Source organism: Pseudomonas sp. MB-090624 (assembly GCF_003205245.1).
GTDB classification, from domain to species: domain Bacteria; phylum Pseudomonadota; class Gammaproteobacteria; order Pseudomonadales; family Pseudomonadaceae; genus Aquipseudomonas; species Aquipseudomonas juntendi.
Genome location: NZ_QJRK01000036.1, coordinates 22791 through 41323 on the forward strand (window position 1 = coordinate 22791; position 18533 = coordinate 41323).

The 18533-nt window shown below is 59.9% G+C and carries 16 protein-coding genes; 1 reads left to right on the top strand and 15 read right to left on the bottom strand.

Going from position 1 to position 18533, the window contains the following annotated elements:
* Positions 1 to 36: 36 nt before the first annotated feature.
* On the bottom strand, positions 37 to 1062 hold the full coding sequence (locus tag DMX12_RS19565; protein ID WP_177411277.1) for an alpha/beta hydrolase: 1026 nt from the start codon (positions 1060 to 1062) through the stop codon (positions 37 to 39).
* Between the two features lie 239 nt (positions 1063 to 1301).
* Positions 1302 to 1832: a phenolic acid decarboxylase gene (locus DMX12_RS19570; protein WP_054913434.1), complete on the bottom strand. Its 531-nt coding sequence runs from the start codon at positions 1830 to 1832 to the stop codon at positions 1302 to 1304.
* A 203-nt stretch (positions 1833 to 2035) separates the two neighbouring features.
* On the opposite strand from DMX12_RS19570, the gene DMX12_RS19575 reads away from it, so the two are divergent.
* Positions 2036 to 2734, top strand: a complete 699-nt coding sequence (locus DMX12_RS19575) for a CatB-related O-acetyltransferase (protein ID WP_110679199.1) — start codon at positions 2036 to 2038, stop codon at positions 2732 to 2734.
* A gap of 127 nt (positions 2735 to 2861) precedes the next feature.
* Here DMX12_RS19575 and DMX12_RS19580 read toward each other — a convergent pair whose 3' ends face one another.
* From DMX12_RS19580 to DMX12_RS19640, 13 genes are all read right to left on the bottom strand, one after another.
* Positions 2862 to 3692 carry a cache domain-containing protein gene (locus tag DMX12_RS19580; RefSeq protein ID WP_110679200.1) on the bottom strand — a complete coding sequence of 277 codons (831 nt, stop codon included), beginning with the start codon at positions 3690 to 3692 and terminating at the stop codon, positions 2862 to 2864.
* Positions 3693 to 3831: 139 nt separating this feature from the next.
* The gene (locus DMX12_RS19585; protein WP_110679201.1) at positions 3832 to 4815 is read right to left on the bottom strand and encodes an SUMF1/EgtB/PvdO family nonheme iron enzyme; all 984 of its coding nucleotides are present in this window, start codon (positions 4813 to 4815) and stop codon (positions 3832 to 3834) included.
* Positions 4812 to 6449 carry an arylsulfatase gene (locus DMX12_RS19590; protein WP_256598972.1) on the bottom strand — a complete coding sequence of 546 codons (1638 nt, stop codon included), beginning with the start codon at positions 6447 to 6449 and terminating at the stop codon, positions 4812 to 4814. Before DMX12_RS19590 ends, DMX12_RS19585 begins: the two co-directional genes overlap by 4 nt.
* A gap of 13 nt (positions 6450 to 6462) precedes the next feature.
* The gene (locus tag DMX12_RS19595) at positions 6463 to 7248 is read right to left on the bottom strand and encodes a cyclase family protein (protein WP_110679203.1); all 786 of its coding nucleotides are present in this window, start codon (positions 7246 to 7248) and stop codon (positions 6463 to 6465) included.
* A complete protein-coding gene (locus DMX12_RS19600; protein WP_110679204.1) occupies positions 7245 to 8237 on the bottom strand; it encodes an NAD-dependent epimerase/dehydratase family protein in 993 nt (330 codons plus the stop codon). The genes DMX12_RS19595 and DMX12_RS19600 overlap by 4 nt, the downstream gene beginning before the upstream one ends.
* The gene (locus tag DMX12_RS19605) at positions 8228 to 9220 is read right to left on the bottom strand and encodes a fumarylacetoacetate hydrolase family protein (protein WP_110679205.1); all 993 of its coding nucleotides are present in this window, start codon (positions 9218 to 9220) and stop codon (positions 8228 to 8230) included. Before DMX12_RS19605 ends, DMX12_RS19600 begins: the two co-directional genes overlap by 10 nt.
* Complete coding sequence (locus DMX12_RS19610; protein WP_110679206.1) at positions 9217 to 9789, bottom strand: cupin domain-containing protein; 573 nt, start codon at positions 9787 to 9789, stop codon at positions 9217 to 9219. Before DMX12_RS19610 ends, DMX12_RS19605 begins: the two co-directional genes overlap by 4 nt.
* A 23-nt stretch (positions 9790 to 9812) precedes the next feature.
* Entirely contained in the window at positions 9813 to 10403 is a 591-nt protein-coding gene (locus DMX12_RS19615) for a malonic semialdehyde reductase (RefSeq protein WP_110679207.1), read from the bottom strand.
* 16 nt (positions 10404 to 10419) lie between these two features.
* Positions 10420 to 11616 carry an MFS transporter gene (locus tag DMX12_RS19620; protein WP_110679208.1) on the bottom strand — a complete coding sequence of 399 codons (1197 nt, stop codon included), beginning with the start codon at positions 11614 to 11616 and terminating at the stop codon, positions 10420 to 10422.
* A gap of 128 nt (positions 11617 to 11744) precedes the next feature.
* Positions 11745 to 14195 (bottom strand): RND family transporter, encoded by a 2451-nt coding sequence (locus DMX12_RS19625; RefSeq protein ID WP_110679209.1) that lies wholly within the window; start codon positions 14193 to 14195, stop codon positions 11745 to 11747.
* Positions 14196 to 14199: 4 nt separating this feature from the next.
* A complete protein-coding gene (locus DMX12_RS19630; RefSeq protein WP_110679228.1) occupies positions 14200 to 15297 on the bottom strand; it encodes a YCF48-related protein in 1098 nt (365 codons plus the stop codon).
* 55 nt (positions 15298 to 15352) lie between these two features.
* Positions 15353 to 16717, bottom strand: coding sequence for a DUF1329 domain-containing protein (locus DMX12_RS19635; RefSeq protein ID WP_110679210.1), 1365 nt, complete (start codon positions 16715 to 16717; stop codon positions 15353 to 15355).
* An 11-nt stretch (positions 16718 to 16728) separates the two neighbouring features.
* The gene (locus DMX12_RS19640) at positions 16729 to 18411 is read right to left on the bottom strand and encodes a DUF1302 domain-containing protein (RefSeq protein WP_110679211.1); all 1683 of its coding nucleotides are present in this window, start codon (positions 18409 to 18411) and stop codon (positions 16729 to 16731) included.
* Between the last annotated feature and the right edge of the window lie 122 nt (positions 18412 to 18533).

The window sequence follows — 18533 nt, forward strand, 5'->3', positions numbered from 1 at the left end:
TTGGCGGTTGTCAGGCACCAGAGGCCTGACAACCCCTCATTTCCCACCGTGCACTTGTCGGCTACGTACCAGCGCTGCTACTGCCTGCTGCATTTCCTGCCTGGCCACGCGACTGACGCCCATCATGTTCGCAAACCCATGAATGAGCCCAGCCGCCCTGCGCAGGGTCACGTTCACCCCAGCGGCCGATAACAGGTGCGCATACGCCTCACCTTCATCGCGAAGTACATCGAACTCGGCGGTGGCAATATACGTTGGTGGCAGCCCTTCAAAACTGTCGGCCAGCAACGGCGACACAGCCGGCTTGCTGTAGGCCCGGCTGGGCACATACAGCTCACGCGCCCAGTTCATCTGGTCCGCAGTCAACACATAGCCTGTTTCGAACAGCGAATAGGACGTCGACCTGTTTTCGTTGTCCAGGACCGGGTAGAACAGCAGTTGGAAGTCGGGCAAGCGCCGTTTCTGCTCTCTGAGCGTGTAGCACAACGCGGCAGCAATATTGCCGCCCGCGCTGTCGCCCGCCACGGCAATGAATGCGCCAGGCGTATTGGCCGCCTGCATTTCCTTCAGCACATGCTCATAGGCTGCCAGTGCGTCATCGATGGCGGCAGGAAATGGATGCTCGGGTGCCAGCCGGTAGTCCACCGACAGTACGTGCAGCCTGGCTTCGCGCGCCAGATACCGGCAGATACTTTCACAGCTTGCCAGGCTTCCGGATACCCAGGCGCCACCGTGGAAGTAAATGAGTACGCCCTGCGCGCAGTCGTTCGTTACGAACGTCTTGACTGGAACAGGCCCGCCCTGCCCGTCGATCGTGAAGCTTCGCTCCAGGTCGACAGGTGCATCACAGCCGCCAAACACCCAGGCGTCATGGTCGGTCTGTTTGCGCACTTTATCCAGGGGCTGGTGCTGCGGGCGGGCAAGCTCGCGATCCCCCATCAGCCTGAGAAACATCGCCACTTCGGCGCTTAACACGTGACCCGGCTGGTTGAGTCGAGACCCGCCAATGGCAGATTGCAAGCGATGGGGTAGCCTGCCCAACGCCTCGACGACCCACTTCATGCCGACCTGGCTGACTGGCCTCTTCATGGATTCCCCACTCCCAGAATCAACGCCTCGATAGAAATACAGGCGAAACTGGCTAATCTTATGAGGCACCCTAAAGGGCTACAAGCAGAGGGCTGCAGAGATGCGTTCTAATTAGTAGAGCGCGGCGGGCCTGTCGGCAGTCACCTGGGCGGCGGCACTCAACTTGCTGTCAGGTCGCAGGGCGAGCCCCCTGCGAGTCCTGTGCAATAGCGTCAGTTGACGCGCTCGGTGTAGCCCTGAGGCAGTTGCCCCGGCGCGGCATTGATGACGCTGTCGTTATCGGTACCCACATCTTCCATATAGGTGATCTGGGCGAATTCGGCGATGATCACATAGGGATAAGCCGGGCCTTCATCGCGGAATCTATGCATGTCTTCGATGAATTCGTTTTGATAACAAATGGTTTTTTCCGGGTGCTGGCCTTCGCCAGCGATCCATTGCGGAAAGAAAATGGTGCCGTGCAGAATCCGGCGCGACAGGTCGAATGAAAGGCTGACGCAAGTGCCGGTTGGCTCATGCCAATCGACCTTGAACAAGTCCGGCGCCAACTGCACCAGGTTCATGGGCTGGTGGGTAACCCAGCGACCGCCAACCAGTCCTTGGTGGATACGATAGTCACAGGTTTTTTCATTGCGTGCATACCATTCGTACTTCCATCCATTGGCATAGGTGTAGATGAAATGCCGACCTACGAAGCTGGAAAAATCTTGAACGGGCTCAGACGATACTGAAGCGTTGCTCATTGTAATCTCCACGATAATCGTTAGACATACATAGCTAGCCGATTATAGGCGGCGGTCCGCGAGTTTGCGCTGAACACAGCGGCTCAAGCTGCCCACACCCGCAGATTGCCGGCGCGCGAGACCGGGCAGCGCAGGCCAGGCCTTCTTTGATCGCGAGGTGCTTGCTAACATCCCCACTCAACAGCCGTGGTGCCATCAGAAAGATGCTCAGAATCCTCAGGGAACAACAATTCAAGAAAGCGTTCCGAAAACTGGGCGGCAAAGCCGCCGGAGGTTCTGGTTCCTTCAGCGCCCGTGCCTGCGCAACCATTGAGCAAGGTGTAAGCCTTGGACACGTCAAGGTAGAGTCGCCGTCGGTGACCATCGGTGCCCACACCTACATCAGGAGTGGCAGCACGTTATCCGTGATTTCTGCGATCGGCCGTTTTTGCTCGATCGGATCCGACTGCACACTGGGCCAGGAAAAGCATACCCACCCAACCGATTGGGTAAGCACGCACCCCTTCCAGTATGAAACGGGAGGCTTGTCCTATTCTCCAGCGCTTTCCTGGGTCACCATGGGCCACGATGTCTGGGTCGGGCATGGCGCGACCATTTTGGAAGGTGTAGAGGTAGGCACGGGGGCAATCATTGCCACACGGGCAGTGGTGACAAAAAACGTGCCCCCCTATGCGATCGTTGGCGGAAACCCAGCCAAGTTCATCAAATACCGGCATAGCGCTGAAGTCATTGAGCGGCTGCTTGCAAGCCAATGGTGGAACCTGGATGTCGAGTACCTCAAACGCCTGCCCATGAACGACGCCGAGGCGTTTCTCAAGGCGATTGAAAATGGTGCACCCGCCGCCCCAGTACACTACTCGAAACTCTCCATCGCCAAGCGCAGGGTGCAAGAAGTGCCGTAGTGGATTGCAGCTTTATCAAACTTCGCCGATGGCCTTTGCGTTTGCGCGTCGAAGCTACTGATGAAGTAACGGCTTGATTTCCCGATTACATGAAGTTGCCCGAGTACAGCCCCACAACGGCATTTGCTTACTGGGAGCCCAGGTAGTAGCCCGTCGCGACGAGCAGATGACCGGTTTTACGCAGTAGCGCATATTTGTCTTCCACCTTGCCGGTCACCGGGTTACGCCAGCGGTAGCCGTACCCCCCTTCAGATCGACTCTTCATCATCTCGAGAATGGGCGCGCCGACCGGCTTGCCCTCGGGATCCTTGATGGTGGTGAACTCGACACCCAGCAACCTGCGGTTGTAGCCATGAGCCACGTAGCGACCATTGCGCAGATCGATGATGAAGAGATACAGGTCATCCTCATTGAAACGCGCGGACAGGTTGTTGATAGCCTGCAGGGTGGCTTCGGGCTCGAGCTCGATAGCTTCGACTGCGCGATTCAGAAACGCCTTGGCCTGGTCAGCCGTTGCGCGCGGTAGGTACATGCCAACGGCCAGTACCCGATCGCCCACGCGCTGGAAGAAAACCCGCTTGCGTTCAACTCTGCCGTCTTGCGCGTTCATCCAGCGGTATTCTGCCGATAGCACTTGCCCCTCGTCACCAGACAGTGCCTTGCGAAATCCTGCGCGAACCTCTGGCTCGAAGGCCTGGGTCACATCCCGACCAATCCAGGTGGCCGACGTCCCGCCGCTCGCCAAGAGCGTACCGTTGGTATCGACCACGAACACATAATGCTCATTATCGATGAACTCGCCTTGGCGGCTGAATGCAGCAAAAGCGATATCGCCCTGCACGCAGTAGTATTCCACCGCGCGCTGGAGCAACTGCCGAGCGCGTTGCTGTTCATCGGCCTTCGCCGAACCATAGCTCAGTAATAACAAGGCGCTGCACAAGCATGCAATCAAACGCATATTCCAATTCTCCTATACGCCCAGACGTACGAGCAATGCATACAGAAACCCGGTCGGGTTCACTTTGAATCAGTTAGCACAGAGGCCGGGGCCTCGATGCGTCCCACACCTATCGCCACAACTCCACGTGGGTCATGCATCAGGGCAAGATAGGGCGAATGGTCCGAAAACCGACATGCGACGTCGCCAAGTCAGCTTCCTGGCGTTCCCTGGCAGCCGCGCGGTAGCGAGCACAGTAGTTGCCCGAGCACAGATATGACCCCCCTTTGATAACCCTGGACGATGATCGGCCTGAGACTGCTCGCAACTGCCCGGGGTCGCCATTGGCATGGCCCATCAAGGGGCCCCACTGTTTATCGGTGGTCCACTCCCAGACATTGCCGATCATGTCGAACAAACCAAAGGCATTAGCCGCGAAACAGCCAACCGGGGCCAGGCCGGCGTACCCGTCTTCGCCAATATCAATCAGCGGAAATGCGCCCTGCCAATAGTTGGCAGCGGGCTTCCCATCTTCATCCAGCGGCAGCTCGCCCAAGCGCTGGGAAGAGCCGCCTGCACGCGCCGCGTACTCCCACTCGGCCTCACTTGGCAACCGGTTGCCACGCCAGTTTGCATAGGCCTGGGCATCAGCCAGGGTCACTAAGGTGACAGGCCGCCCATCCAGGGCGGCAGGGGCAGCATCGGGGCCCTCAGGGTGGCGCCAGTCAGCGCCCTTGACCAGCCTCCACCAGTTCAAAGGGGTAATGTCTTGGGCGCCGTTCCGTGGCGGGCTGAATACGGCGGCCACACCCGCTCGCTCAGCTTCGGTGACATAGCCTGTGGCGGCCACGAAGACACCGAATTGCGCACGAGTGACCTCGGTACGATCAATCCAGAAGTCGCCAACATCCACGGCTCCCAAAGGGCGCTCATCCGGATACCCCCTTTCGTTGCCTGGTGTGAAACGCCCCCCACTTATACGGATCATGCCGGCCAGTGGTTCGCTTTCCCAGCTGTTGGGCAAACCGTCATAAGCCTCGCATGTGGTGCGACTGCCCAGCACCGGTGCAGGACGAGGCCATACCACGGCCACCGCCAACACAACGCCCGCCAGAATAAAACCGCTGTTCCACCAACGCTTCATGGTTTGGCGGCTTGCGGTGGGGCAACCACGCCTACTTGACGCGCATAAGCCTGCCAGGCCTGTTTGAGCCGCTCCATGGTCTGCGGCTGGCTATCTGCCAGGTCGTGCTGCTCGCCACGGTCGCGGGACAGGTCGAAAAGCTGCCAACGCAGAGGCTGGGGTGCCTCGCCCGGCTTCGCCCACGGGACCAGGCCCAGCAACTTCAAATCGCCTTCCCGGTAGTAGCGGCTGCCGAACAACTCGCCCGCCATGACTCCGTCATGACGCGCTTTGCCCTGAAGCATCGGCAGCATTGAGCGACCCGTGATGGGATGCTTGGCCTGGCCGTGATAGGTATCACCTGGATCAGGCAAAGATGCCAGGGCGAGAAAGGTCGGCGCCAGATCATCGACGCGCGCCACGCTGCGCTCCAAACCTTGGCGCCGCAGGCTGACAGGAAGCTGGACGATGGCAGGAACGCTGATGCCGCCCTCGGCAGTGGTACCCTTGAACAGACGCATCGGCGTCGCGCTGACCTCCGCCCAACGCAGCCCATAGTCGATCTGCGAGCCGCGACGCCCTATGTTTTCCAGGCTGTTGTCGGTGTCTGGGCCTGCAGGGTAGAACACCTCATGGCGCTCCCCTGCGGCGCCGTTATCAGACATGAACACGATCAAGGTGTTGTCCAGCTGTCCGCTCTCGCGCAGATAGTCGAGCAACCGACCTATGTTGTGATCAAGGTTGTCCACCATGGCAGCGTAAATCTCCATCTTGCGGGCCTCGACCTGCCGCTGCTGCGCATTCAGCTCTTTCCAACCTGGTAATTGCGCAGTTACCGGCAGTGGTGCCGCCGCCTGGAAATCAGCCGGCATCAAACCCTTCTCTTTCATCCGCGCAACACGCGCCGCCCGCACTTCGTCGTAGCCGCCGTCATAGCGACCGCGGTATTTATCGAGGTAAGGCTCAGGCGCCTGCAAAGGCCAATGCGGCGAGGTGAAGGCGGCATAAGCAAAGAACGGCTTGTCGCTACCCTCACCCGCTCTGAGGTAGCTGATCAGCTTATCGGTATAGAAATCGGTGGAATAGAAATCTTCCGGCAGCTCCACCGGCTGGCCGTTTTCACGGTAGGTAATCTGCTCGATCTTCGCTTTGGATCCGGGAGTGGGCTTGAAGTGCACGCCACCGCCCTCAAGCAGCGTGAACGACTGCTCGAAACCACGTCTATCAGGCCCTTGTTCGGGCGCCAGCCCCAAGTGCCATTTGCCCACCATGCTAGTGCGATAACCACCATCACGCAGCAGCTGCGCGATGGAGTGTGCCTGTTGATTGAGATAGCCCTCGTAACCCGGCTTGCCTCGCTGGAAGGGCTGGATGGCTTCGCCCATGGTACCCAGGCCTGCCAAATGGTTATCTGTGCCGGACATCAGCATGGCTCGGGTCGGCGAACAGGTCGGCGCCGCGTACATGCTGGTCAGTTGCAGGCCATTGACGGCCATGCGATCAAGATTGGGCGTTTCGATCTCGCCACCAAATGCACCCAGGTCGGAGTAACCGAGATCGTCCGCGACGATCAGCAGAATATTGGGCCGGTCGGCTGCCACTACGCTGGCACTTGCCAGGCAAATCGCGACGGTCAGTAAGGCAGAAAGGCGCACGGCAAACTCCTTTTTATTCTTCGAAGATAGCCACGGCGCGCACAAAGCCCGCTGAGGCATGCTTGATCTTGTAGGGGAAACACGAAACCTGGAAACCGTTGGCCGGCAAGCTGTGCAAATTGGCGAGCTTTTCCATCTGGCCGTAGCCGATATCCCGCCCGGCCTTGTGACCCTCCCAGATCAACGAGGCATCGCCCGTTTCGTCGAAACGCTGCCGTGTATATTTGAACGGGGCATCCCAGCTCCAGGCGTCGGTCCCGACCACCCGTACCCCGCGTTCCAACAAGTACAGCGTGGCTTCGCGCCCCATACCGACACCGGCCTCCAGGTACCCTGGCTGACCGAACAGGCTGCCTGCGCGGGTGTTGACCAGCACGATGTCCAGCGGTTGAAGATGATGCCCGATGCGGTCCAGCTCAGCCTCGACCTGGGACGCGCTCACCACATGCCCATCAGGGAGATGACGGAAGTCCAGTTTGACGCCTGGTTGCAAGCACCACTCCAGCGGCAGCTCATCGATACCGAATGCCGGCTGACCGCCATTTGTGGTCGACGCATAGTGCCAAGGCGCATCCATGTGCGTGCCACTGTGAGTGGTGATGTCCAGCCGCTCGGCGGCCCAGGATTCATCGCCCGGCATTTGCTCCTTGCGCAAGCCTGGAAACATCGCCGCCATCTCTGGCCAGCCCTGCTGGTGATCCATGTAAACGATCTTCGGCAGCAAGGGCGGCGGGTCGGTGTAGGGGTTGTTGTCGAGTGTGACGGACAAATCGACCAGGCGACGCTTCTTCTGGCTCATGATGGTGCTCCTGCAAGAGACGGGACGGGACGACGCGCTCGTGGCGTCGCGGGCAGATTCAGGGCATTGCGCAGCAGCGCGGCTGCGGACCCGTCGTGGTGGAAACCGAGGGCCTTGGCCTGCGGTGTGCGCAGCGGCGGATAACAGCCGAAGCGTGCCTCCAGTTCAGGCTCCGGAGCGAAGCTGAGCAGGCTGCGTGGCTCTTCGCCAAAGCAGATCGACAGCGCGTCCAGCACCTGCTCGATCGATAGCTGTAACACGGGCAACTGAATAACCCGGCTCGCCAGTTCGCCTCGCAATTCAGCGGCGTGCACTAAGTTGTCCACACAACAACGAACCGACATCCACCAGGCCGTGGCTTGCGCTGAAACTGGGCACACATAGTGTTCGCCTGCCGCAAACGCCTGCAGCAGATCGCTCATGAAGGCCGACTTCAGCCCCCGCGACTGACGCGCACGGGCGACGATACCGGGCAAGCGCAGCGCAACTCCATCCACCTCACCACGCCGAGCCAGGTCGACGAGCTGAGATTCGACGATGAGTTTGTGGGTGGCGTACGACGACTGCGGCAGACAGGCTGATGCCTCGTCCATGCGCAAAGCAAGATTGCTGCCGTATACCGCGATGCTACTGGCGTAAACCAGACGGGGCGCACGGTCTGCATTACGCAACTGATGCAGCAATTCCAGGCTGGCCCTCAAGTTAACTTCGTAGCCCTGCTCGTAATTCGCCTCGGCAGCACCGCCTGGCACGCTGACCAAGTGGAACACGACATCGACACCGTCAGCGAGCGCGCGCCGCACCAACGCGGTATCGGCCACACTGCCGCAATATCGGCGGATGCGCTTGTCCTCGGGAAAGCCGTCCAGGCTTTGGTCCAGCAGCAGCAAAGCCTCTACAGGCTGGCCGCAAAGCACGCCATCGGCCAGCAGGCGCAGTGAGAGCTCGCGCCCGACGAATCCGTTGGCACCGGTGATCATCACTCGCATGGGGTTACCTCCTGCACCACACGCTGGTCCAAGGCACCGAACAACGCGCTGCCGTCGGCACAGCGTGCTTCCATGCGGATGCGATCACCAAAACCCATGAAACCTGTGCGTGGTGCACCTTGCTCAATCATCTCGATGGCCCGTCGCTCGGAAATGCAGGCCGAGCCGACGCTGCGGTCACGGTTAGAGACCGTACCTGAACCAATCAGCGTGCCGGCACTCAGCCGTCGAGTCAGCGCCGCATGGGCAATCAACTGATCGAAGCCGAAATGCATGTCGCCGCCATGCGGATGCCCAAACCACTCACCATTCCATTCGACCTGCAACGGTAGGTGCACGCGCGCATCGCGCCAGCTCGCACCCAACTCGTCGGGGCTCACCGCCACCGGCGCAAAGCTGGAGGACGACTTGGCTTGGACGAAGCCAAAGCCAGTGCGCATTTCACGCGGCGCCAGTGCGCGCAGGCTGACGTCATTGACCTGCAGCAGCAATCGGATGTGCTGACGCGCCTGCTCGGCCGTGCACCCCATCGGTACCGCGTCGACCAGAACGGCGAATTCACCCTCGAAGTCGATACCATGGGCCTCGCTGGGCAGGGAGATGTCCTGACGCGGACCTAGAAAGTCATCGCCCGCACCTTGGTACATCAGCGGCGTGTGCGCTACCCCTTCGATAGGGTCAAGGTTGAACGCACGTTGCATTAGCTCGCTGTGGCTGAGAAAGCACGACCCATCCAGCCATTGCCAGGCGCGCGGTAGTGGTGCCATCACTTTTCCTGCGTCGAAATCGAACGCGCCCTTCAAGTTGCCGCGGTTCAGTGCGTCATAGCGACATTGCAGCGCGTGCTCCACACTCGACCAATGGTCGATAGCGGCCTGCAGAGTCGGCGCAAGATCGGCGGCACTCACAGCGCGCGTCAAATCGCGCGAGACCAACAGCAGACGGCCATCACGAGTGCCGTCATTCAACGTTGCCAATTTCATTCGACCAGCTCCCTTAATTCATCGGCATAGCGGCCATCGAGCAGGATGAAGACCATGCGCGCCATCTGCTCGGTACGGTTACTCCACGCATGATTGGTACCGCGCTGCACCACGATGTCGCCGCGCTTGAGGTGAACATCCTCACCGTCGAGCACCAGCCAAACCTCGCCTTCGGTGACAATGCCGTAGTCCAAGGTCTCGGTGCGGTGCATCAGCTTATGCTTCGAGTCTGGCTTGCCGGTGCCGGCCTGCGCTTGACCGATCTCGGCGAACGCGGCGGCAGCCTCCTCGGCGCTAACCTGGTTCTGCAGGCTGTCCGGTGGAATGTCGACCACCCGGATGACACTGCCTGATGCAGCGGGACCGAGCTGCAAAGGTTTATTCGTGGGATCCCCAGAATTATCCAGAGATGCTGGGCTGTCGTGGCTGCTCCATACCTCGTAGAACACCGTGCCGGGCACGGCCTTGAGCGGGAAGTTATTGGGCGTTTCACCCGCCATGGCGACAACAGCGCGGCCGTTGCCGTCATGGCCCGTGACGATGCGCCGGAATGCAGGAAGTGTTTGCATACGAAGACTCCTAGGCCGTGGACTCACAGCACCTGACAAACTTGCTCGAAGGGCAGTCGCGGCCCAGCCGGGCGCAAGCCCTCTGCATCGCCATAACCCAGGCTGCAAAGGAAATTGCTGCGCCAGCGTCCGTCCGGGAAAAATGTGGCGTCTACCCGGTCCGCATCGAAGCCGGACATCGGCCCGCAATCCAGGCCCAGTGCCCGGGCGGCGAGCATCAGGTAGGCACCCTGCAAGCTACTGTTTCGAAGGGCCGCAACGAAGGTCGACTGGGGGTCATCGCGATAAACAGCCGCAGCGTCATAAAGCGGAAACAGCTCGGGTAGGTGCTCGAAGAAGCGGCTGTCCCAAGCGACGATGACCGTCACGGGTGCATGCAGCACCTTCTCGCCGTTGTGCCCCTTGAGCGCTGGCAACAGCTTGTGCTTGGCCTCGGTGCTGGCCAGGAATACAAAGCGCGCCGGGCAACAGTTGTTGCTGGTCGGTCCCTGCCGCAGCAGCTCGTACAGCCGATGTAGCAGCTCGGTAGGCACCGGGCGATCTTGCCACTGGTTATGCGAGCGGGCCGTCAAAAACAGTTGGTCAAGCGTCGTGGAGTCGGGCAGATAGGTCATGGACAACCTCTACGGGTCAGGCAAGCGCAGCGGCCGATTCGGCCAAGGCGCGGAATACGCGATGCAAAACAAGGCAGACCAGCGCCAGCACGAATTGCATGATGGCGATCCAGACCAGCACTGTTGGCAAGGCGGCAAGCTGGCCGCCTGTGAAGGCAATCACCACCAATGGGCTGAGGAACTCCCCGGCGAACAGTGCCGCCGTGAAGCCGCCCGCTGCCCGGCCGCGCTGGGCAAAGCTGACCTTGCTCATTACCCAAGTGATCAGGGCCGGTAACATCAGGCCAACTCCGAGCCCGTTGACCAGCACGGCGACAATGACCCACCCATGGCTACCCGCCTTCGCCATCAGCAAACCGCCCAGCCCGGCGGTGGCGAATGCCAGCAGCATCACGGTCTGCCGACGCAGGCCTGTCAGCAGCCGGAAAAGCAGTGCACCGATCAGCACGCCAAGCTGGTTCGCGCCCATGGTCATGCCAATCTGCTGCGGGGCGTCCACCTGCAAGAGGGTAAGCAGATACCCCGCCTGTACCGGAACGATGAACAGGCTGATGCCGGCCAGGATGGTCAACGCATAGAGCGGCAACAGCGCATTCCATGGAAACCTCTCGGGCGCTGCCTGATGTGAGCTCGCCTCCAAGGGGCTTGGTTCCCAGAGACACCGGGCCATGATCGGCAGTAGAAGCACCCCGGCGGCATAGAGCATGAATGGCAAGCGCCAATCGTTCTGCCCCAAGGCACCGCCCAACGCGATGAACACCGCTGCCGAAAGCGAGGTGGCGACCATCTGCAACGCGAACAGCCGTTCACGTCGAGAGCCTTGGTAGTAGTCGCCCATCAGCGCGGTACAGCAGGTCATGATTCCGGCCTCCGCCAAGCCAAGTCCGGCCCGGCTGGCGACGATCGCCGGCAGCGACTCCAGCCACAAAGGCAACAGACCGCAAAGCGTGTACAGCATGAGCGAACCAAGCAGCAGGGGTTTTCGCCCCAGACGGTCAGCAATCATTCCGGCAAAAGGGGCCAGCAATGCGATCACTAGCGCCGGAATGGTCAACGCGATGGGCGTCAGAATCGCGACGCTCGGCGTGTCGGCGAAATGCTCCTGCATACGCGGCAGGATCGGCGCGATCAATACCGCCCCCAATACCGGCAGACAGCTACCGAACAGCAGCAGCGCGGATTGCGCGAGCCCCGCTTGGCGATCAGTGCTCATGGCTCACCTCATACGGCAGGATGCCCCAGAACATGGCGCCGTAAATGATGAGCCCCTCATGGAGGCTATTGAGCAGCAAGGTCAGTCGTTTCATTGGCGATGCCTATTGTTGTTTTGGAAAGTCGAGTTCAGCCATGGGCTACGCGTGGCGCAGGCATGACAGCATCTGCAGGTTGGGCATGTACCTCATGATCGGCCGCATGCTCGACCAACGGGGCATGGCGCTTGCCGACAGGAAGAAGGAAATAGGCCAGGGCCGGGAGCAACAGCAGCGCACCGACCATGTTCCAGACGAACATGAACGCCAGGAGAATGCCCATGTCGGCCTGGAACTTGATCGGAGAGAACGCCCATGTACCCACACCAATGGCCAGGGTGACGCCGGTCAGCATGACCACCTTGCCGGTCGAGAGCAGCGCACGGTAATAGGCCTGCGAAAGGCTTGCCCCCTCGCGCAAATGGCCGAGCATGATGCTCATGACATACAGCGCGTAGTCCACGCCGATGCCCACGCCCAAGGCGATGACCGGCAGCGTTGCGACCTTCACGCCAATCCCTAGCCAGACCATCAGCGCTTCGCAAAGGATCGAGGTGAGCATCAGCGGGATCACCGCGCACAGTGTGGCGCGCCAGGAGCGGAAGGTGATCAGGCACAGCAGAATCACCGCACCGTAGACCCAGAACAGCATCTCTCGGTTGGCCTGTTTCACAACAATATTGGTGGCCGCTTCGATACCCGCGTTGCCAGCCGCAAGCATAAACTGCACTTCTTCAGTGTCGTTGGCAGCAGCAAAGGCTTCGACATGATCCACCAGACGAGTCAGCGTCTCGGCCTTGTGGTCGGTGAGGTAAACATACAGGGTCAGCAGGTTGCACGCCTCGTTGTAGAGCCCTCGAGGTGCGCTGGCGGTGATCATGTTCAGCGTCGCCTGGTTGTTTTGCAGCTCGTACCACTTCGGACTGCCTTCGGACAGGCCGACCAGCATGCGACGATTGAGTAACGCCAGCGAATTGGTCGAATCCACGCCTTGCAGGCTGCGCAACTGCCAGTCCAACTGGTCGACCTTGCGCAGGATGTCGTAACGCGCACAGGCGCCCGCCGGTGTATGGACCATCACCGCGAACAAGTCGCTACTTGCGCCGTAGTGCCGAGTGAGAAAAGCATCGTCCTGGTTATAGCGCGAATCGGCTCGCAGTTCCGGGGCACCTGGGTCCAGATCGCCAACGCTCAGGTGCAGGCTGACCATGAAGCCCAGCACCGCCAATGCAAGGCTCACTGCCACGCACACGCCGGCCCAAGGACGACGGGTGAACAGATCGAGAAAGCGCCAGAAGGCGTGCCGTGCCTGGCCACACTGCTCGGCTCGCTCGCTCTTGAGGCTGAGTTGCGCGGCCTTCGGGCTGACCCCAACATAGGAGAGCAGCACCGGCAAGAGGATCAGGTTGGTGAAGATCAGCACTGCGACGCCCAAGCTGGCGATGATGGCGAGATCCTGAATCACCTGGATCTTGATGATCATCAGCACAGCGAAGCCCACAGCATCGCACAGCAGCGCAGTAAGACCGGCCAGAAACAGTCGTCGGAACGTGAAACGTGCCGCCACCAAGCGATGCATGCCACGCCCGATGTCCTGCATGATGCCGTTCATCTTCTGCGCGCCATGGCTCATTCCAATCGCGAACACCAGGAACGGCACCAACACCGAGTACGGATCCAGCTCGTACCCCAGCAAGGGCAGCAGGCCAAGCTGCCAGACCACCGCCACCAGTGAGCAGATGACCACCAGCAGTGTGCTTCGTACGCAGCGGGTATAGCTGTAGAGCACAACCGTGGTGATCAGGATCGCGGCGGCGAAGAACAGCAGAATTTGCTCCAGACCTGCAATCAAGTCGCCGACCTTCTTGGCGAACCCGGTCACGTGAATGGCAATGCTGTCGCTCTGAAAGCGGCTGCGCAGTTCCTCGATCTGGGAAGATAGTTGTGCATAATTCAGCGGCTGACCGTCGGCAGTGCTCGCCAACAGAGGGACGTAGATAATGCTGGAGTGCTGATCGAACGATACCAACTGGCCAATCTCGTTGGACAGTTGCACGTTGCGTCGCAGTTCTGCCAGCGAATCAGGCCCGCCGTCGTATTGATCAGGGATCACCGGCCCCCCGTCCAGGCCCTCCTCGGTCACCGATACCCAGCGTGTGGCGGGAGTCCACAACGACTTCATGAAAGCACGGTCAACGCCAGGAAGCAGGTAGATCTGATCGCTCAGCGCCTGCAAGGTCTTCATGTAGTCGGCGTCGTAGATATCGCCTTTTTTATTGGCGACAGCAATACGCAGCGCGTTACCGAGGCCAGACAACTCCTTCTGGTTCTCCAGATAGTTGACGATGTAGGGGTGCCCGGTGGGAATCATTTTTTCGAAGCTAGCGTTGAGCTCAAGGCGGCTCGATTGCCAGCCCAGCAGCAGCGTGCTCACCAGGCAGACCAGCAGTACCCAGTGCCGGTGATTGAACAAGGCTCGCTCAATCAACGAACCGGAACGCGGGTCGAAGGCTTGCTGGCTGGCAGACGTATTGAAAGTCATGAAATCACTCCGAAACCTTCGCAGCAGATGAAGACAGCTGAGCCAGACCGGTAAACCCAGCAGCGACCAGACTGCCGTCCGCGGCCTGGGCCAGCCCGGCAAGAGGACGCCCTTGGGGTGGGATCAGCTGCTGCAGACGGTGGCTGGTAGCCCCCAAAACGAACACGGCACCCACTTGGTTGGCTAGCAGCACTCGGCCATCATCAAGGCGCGTGCCGTCGCTGAATGACACCGGCGTTGGCACTTCCAGCGGTTCGATTACCCTGCCAGCGCTGCGGATGAGGAAAACATTGCCTTTCAGACCGCCAAGCAACAGCGAGCCGTCCTGTCTTGGCACCAGCGTAAAAAATGTGCCCTCATAGGGGCTTGGCAGTTGCTCGAAGTGCCGACCATCATCGCTGGAGCGGGCCAGGAAACCCTGCTCACCGGCCAAGTACCAGTCACGGCCTTGTTGAGCTACCGCATACAGATGCAAACCTGTCGGGTTGTCGATCTGGCCGGCAACCGACTGCCAAGTCCTTCCACCATCGGCAGTACGCAGCGCCATACCATAGGCGCCGACGACCAGGCCGTGCTGTTGATCGGTAAAGTGCAGGTTCAGTAGCGGTTTGTCCGCGCCCTCATCCATTAACCGCTGCGCCGTTTCGACACGTGCCTGAGCCGCATCGACATCCGCTGTCACGCCTACCGCCTGCTGTGCGGCAAGCAATTCCAACTCGGCAGCGTGGTGCCCTTCCAACTGCACCTGCCAGCTCTCCCCGCCATCTTCACTGAACAACACCACACCGCCGTGGCCTACCGCCCAGCCATGTTGGGCATCAACGAACTGCACGGCCGTCAAACCTACGGAAACCGGCACGCTGGCCTGACGCCACGTCAGGCCATTGTCATCTGACAACAGGATCAACCCCCGCTCGCCCACGGCAACCAGCCGATCCTCGGCACGCACGACACTGCTGAAAACGGCATGGGTTGCATTCACTGTCCGCATCGCTGGACTCTGTAGCACGCCAGCCACAGCCAGCGGCTGGGCTTGGGTGGCTAACGAAAAGGGCAAGGCAAGGGTTAAAAGAAAGCCACTAGTCCATCTCGATCTGCTCATCATTCACCTCGAACTGCATCGAACAGGGAGGACTCATGGCCCTCCCGATCAGGCTCTAGCGCACGCCTCGGCCGGCCATCGCTGCTGGCGAAAACTCGGAGGACTTATAGCGATCGACGATCGCGTACTGCTGTGCCTTGCCCGCATAGAGGTTCTGGATGAACCAGGTGTTGGAGGTCAGGTCGTAGAAACCTGAGGAAAGTTGAGCCACTGCAGGGATGTCCGGCATGACAGCTGGCAGCGACCAGAGACTCTTCGACAGTCGGCCGTTGGCATCCCAGCGATCACCCAGAATGGCCTGCCAAGTGTCCTCGTCGAGGTAGTAGCGCCCTTTCGGCAACTGATGGCGCTTGCCAGGGGCAAGCTCTGCCTCGACGACCCACACGCGATGCAACTCCCAGCGCACGTAATCCGGATTCATATGGTGCTTGCCCAGCACATCTTCTGGGTTGCTCGCGGTTTGCACTTTGTTGGTGTTGTAGGGGATGTACATTTCCTGCTTGCCCACCAACTTCCAGTTGAAGCGGTCCATGCGACCTTGGAATACATTCAACTCATCGAAGGACATGACGCCAGCGGTGGCCGGAGTCGGCGTGTCGCAGCAGGCGTTGGGCAGCTTGCGCACACGTCTCTGACCCGCCAGATAGACGTGAGCCTGGCTTTTGTCGCCGTTCAGGTTGGTGCGCCCCATGATTTGCTCGCCCGCACGTAGGGCTGGCCCCACGTTGGTCAACCGGAACAACCAATAATCGCCATCGAACTTGTCTGCCGAACCTTCCGGGTAGTAATAGGGCATCTCTTGGATGGCCTTGCCGTCCGTAGTCATGACTGGCGTACCCTCGGCAGTGACCAGGTAATGCCGGAAGTCCATGGCCAACGGTGTACCACGCCAGTTCAGGAGGTGGTTCCACATCGCCTCGCTGCCGTTTTTCGGTACCGGGAACGGAATACCCCCATAAGCGCCCTCAGGAATCAGGCCCGCACTGCTCTTGACCAGCTTCGCCTTCCGGGCATTCTTTGCCGTATTGTCGTACACCCACTGAGGTGCGGCCGCCGTACGGTGCGTCGGGTAGATATCCAGGCGATAGGTGTCTGGGTAGCGCTTGAGCATCTCTTTGGTGCCATCGCTAATCTTGCCTTCGTACTGGGCCATGTTCTTCGCGGTAATACTGAACAGCGGCTTTTCCGAGGCAAATGGATCGCCACGTTTGCCTCCGGGTTTGTAGGAGGGATCGACCGTGGTCATGCCTCCAGTCCAGGCAGGGATACTGCCGTCGGCGTTGCCGGATGCTTCGGCGCCGAACGGTGTCAGGCTTTTGCCAAGATCGTCGGCGGTAGCAGCGATCACCGGCTGCAAGCTCAGGGCCATCGCTCCTGCGAGCGTCAGGAAAAACGTCTTGAGTGCAAACTGACTAGCCATGTGCGCGATCCTCAGAATGTGGTTTTCACGGAGAAGGCCAAGTAATCGCGATCTTTCAACGACTGCTTGTAATTGAACTGGCTGGCCGAGTTCAGATTGGTGTCCTCGGGGCCGTAGTAGTGTGTGTAAGTCAGGCCAAGGGTGACGCGGTCGAGGTAGGTGGCACTCACGCCAATGTTGACGTCACCGCCCTTGTCAGGGCCGAAAGAGCCGACCACAGCGGACTTACCCATGGGGAAGTAGCTGATACCAATTGGCACACTTAGATCGATGCCAGGCATGACCTGCCGGTAAGTAGGGGTGTACACCAGCTTCAGGCCCACCGCGTCGTCAGTCGCATTGGGGTCCAGCGCACTGCGATTCTCGGTAACTTTGAGCAGGCGATTCCAGGCGATTTCGGCGACCAGCCCCGACTCTTGCGCAATTAAATTTGGCCCGAAGGACGCAATCATGTTCAGGTTGACATGGGCGGTTCGGCCAATCGCGTAAAGGGCATCATCGTTATTGTCCGCGGCCACGCCGGGCAGGACCGTCTGGCCATTGGAAACCAGTGGCATGTTCCAGCGCATGGAGGCTTCACCTGCGAAGCTGTATTCACCCACCGTGGTAATGAAGCTGGCGCCCAGTGCCCGGATATCCTCCGGATAGACCCAGTAATACTCACCGATCTTTCCGGTGCTGAACTCGGGGGTGGTGCTGGGTTTGAGGTAAAGCTTGGGCGACTTGTCGTGGTATTGGATGGCGTACAGGCCGTATTCAACCGTATCGTCAGTGATGCGCAACTGCACACCGCCCTGACCTGAGCTCTTGGCCTTCTTGTCCTTACCGTGGAAAAACGCTGATGGACTATTCGGGTTACCACCGAGAAAGGCGGGAAACGGGTCGCCTACGACCAGGCGCTCATTGCCCTCGCCGATAGTGTCGCTTACGGAGAAGTAGCTGCCTGCACCTGGCAAGCGGGTTTCCTCCCACTCGAACTGGTAGAAGGCACCCAGGGAAAGATCATCCGTGAGTTGATAGGTCGTGGAGATTTGGCTGACCGGACGGGTGATCTCTTTGAACTGGGTGTTGGGCACGGAAATCGCCTTGACCACATCCACGGGCGCCATACCGCCAGCAATGCCGTTAGCACCAAAAAACATGCTCTCGCCCCATACCAGGCCATGGCGGCCCAGGCGCACCGACAGGGCTCTATTGGCCAGCTCGCCATTCCAGTAGGCGAAGGCGTCGAGTAGTTCGGTGTCACCTCCATGCAAATGACGGGTGTCGTCGGTAAACGCATCGTAAGCTACCGAACGCTGGTTAGCCCGGGCGGGATCATTGTTGTCATTGTGTTCTTGATACTCAGTGTCGTACCAGCCGGCGGCGCTGACACGGGCACCGAAATCGCGAAACCCCATGTCCAGTTCGCTGAAAATGTCGAGCCGATTGGAAATAAGGCCTTTGCCAAAGGCGCGATCGCCATCATCCTGGTTACGCGCAACTTGACCCTCGGATAGCTTGCTGCTGCGATCCTGCATACGCCAAGCGGCGCTGTATTTGACGGTGTTATCCCAGCGCAGACTGAGGTCGGGGTTTGCAGTATCGATCTGAAATGCAACCGCCTGGTTGGTGCATGCCAGCAGCGCTGCGGCAAGGGTCAGGCGGTCGGCAGCCAGCTTTCGCCAGGGTGCAACGAGCTCTCGATTTGCCATCGATATAAACCTCTTTTTGTTTTTATGAGAGTTTTTTGCTTTGTTCACGCATCGCTGCAAGGCGACTCGAATCGTATGAAGCGCCGCACCGAATTCACGCTGGCGGCATGCCGGCGAGCACG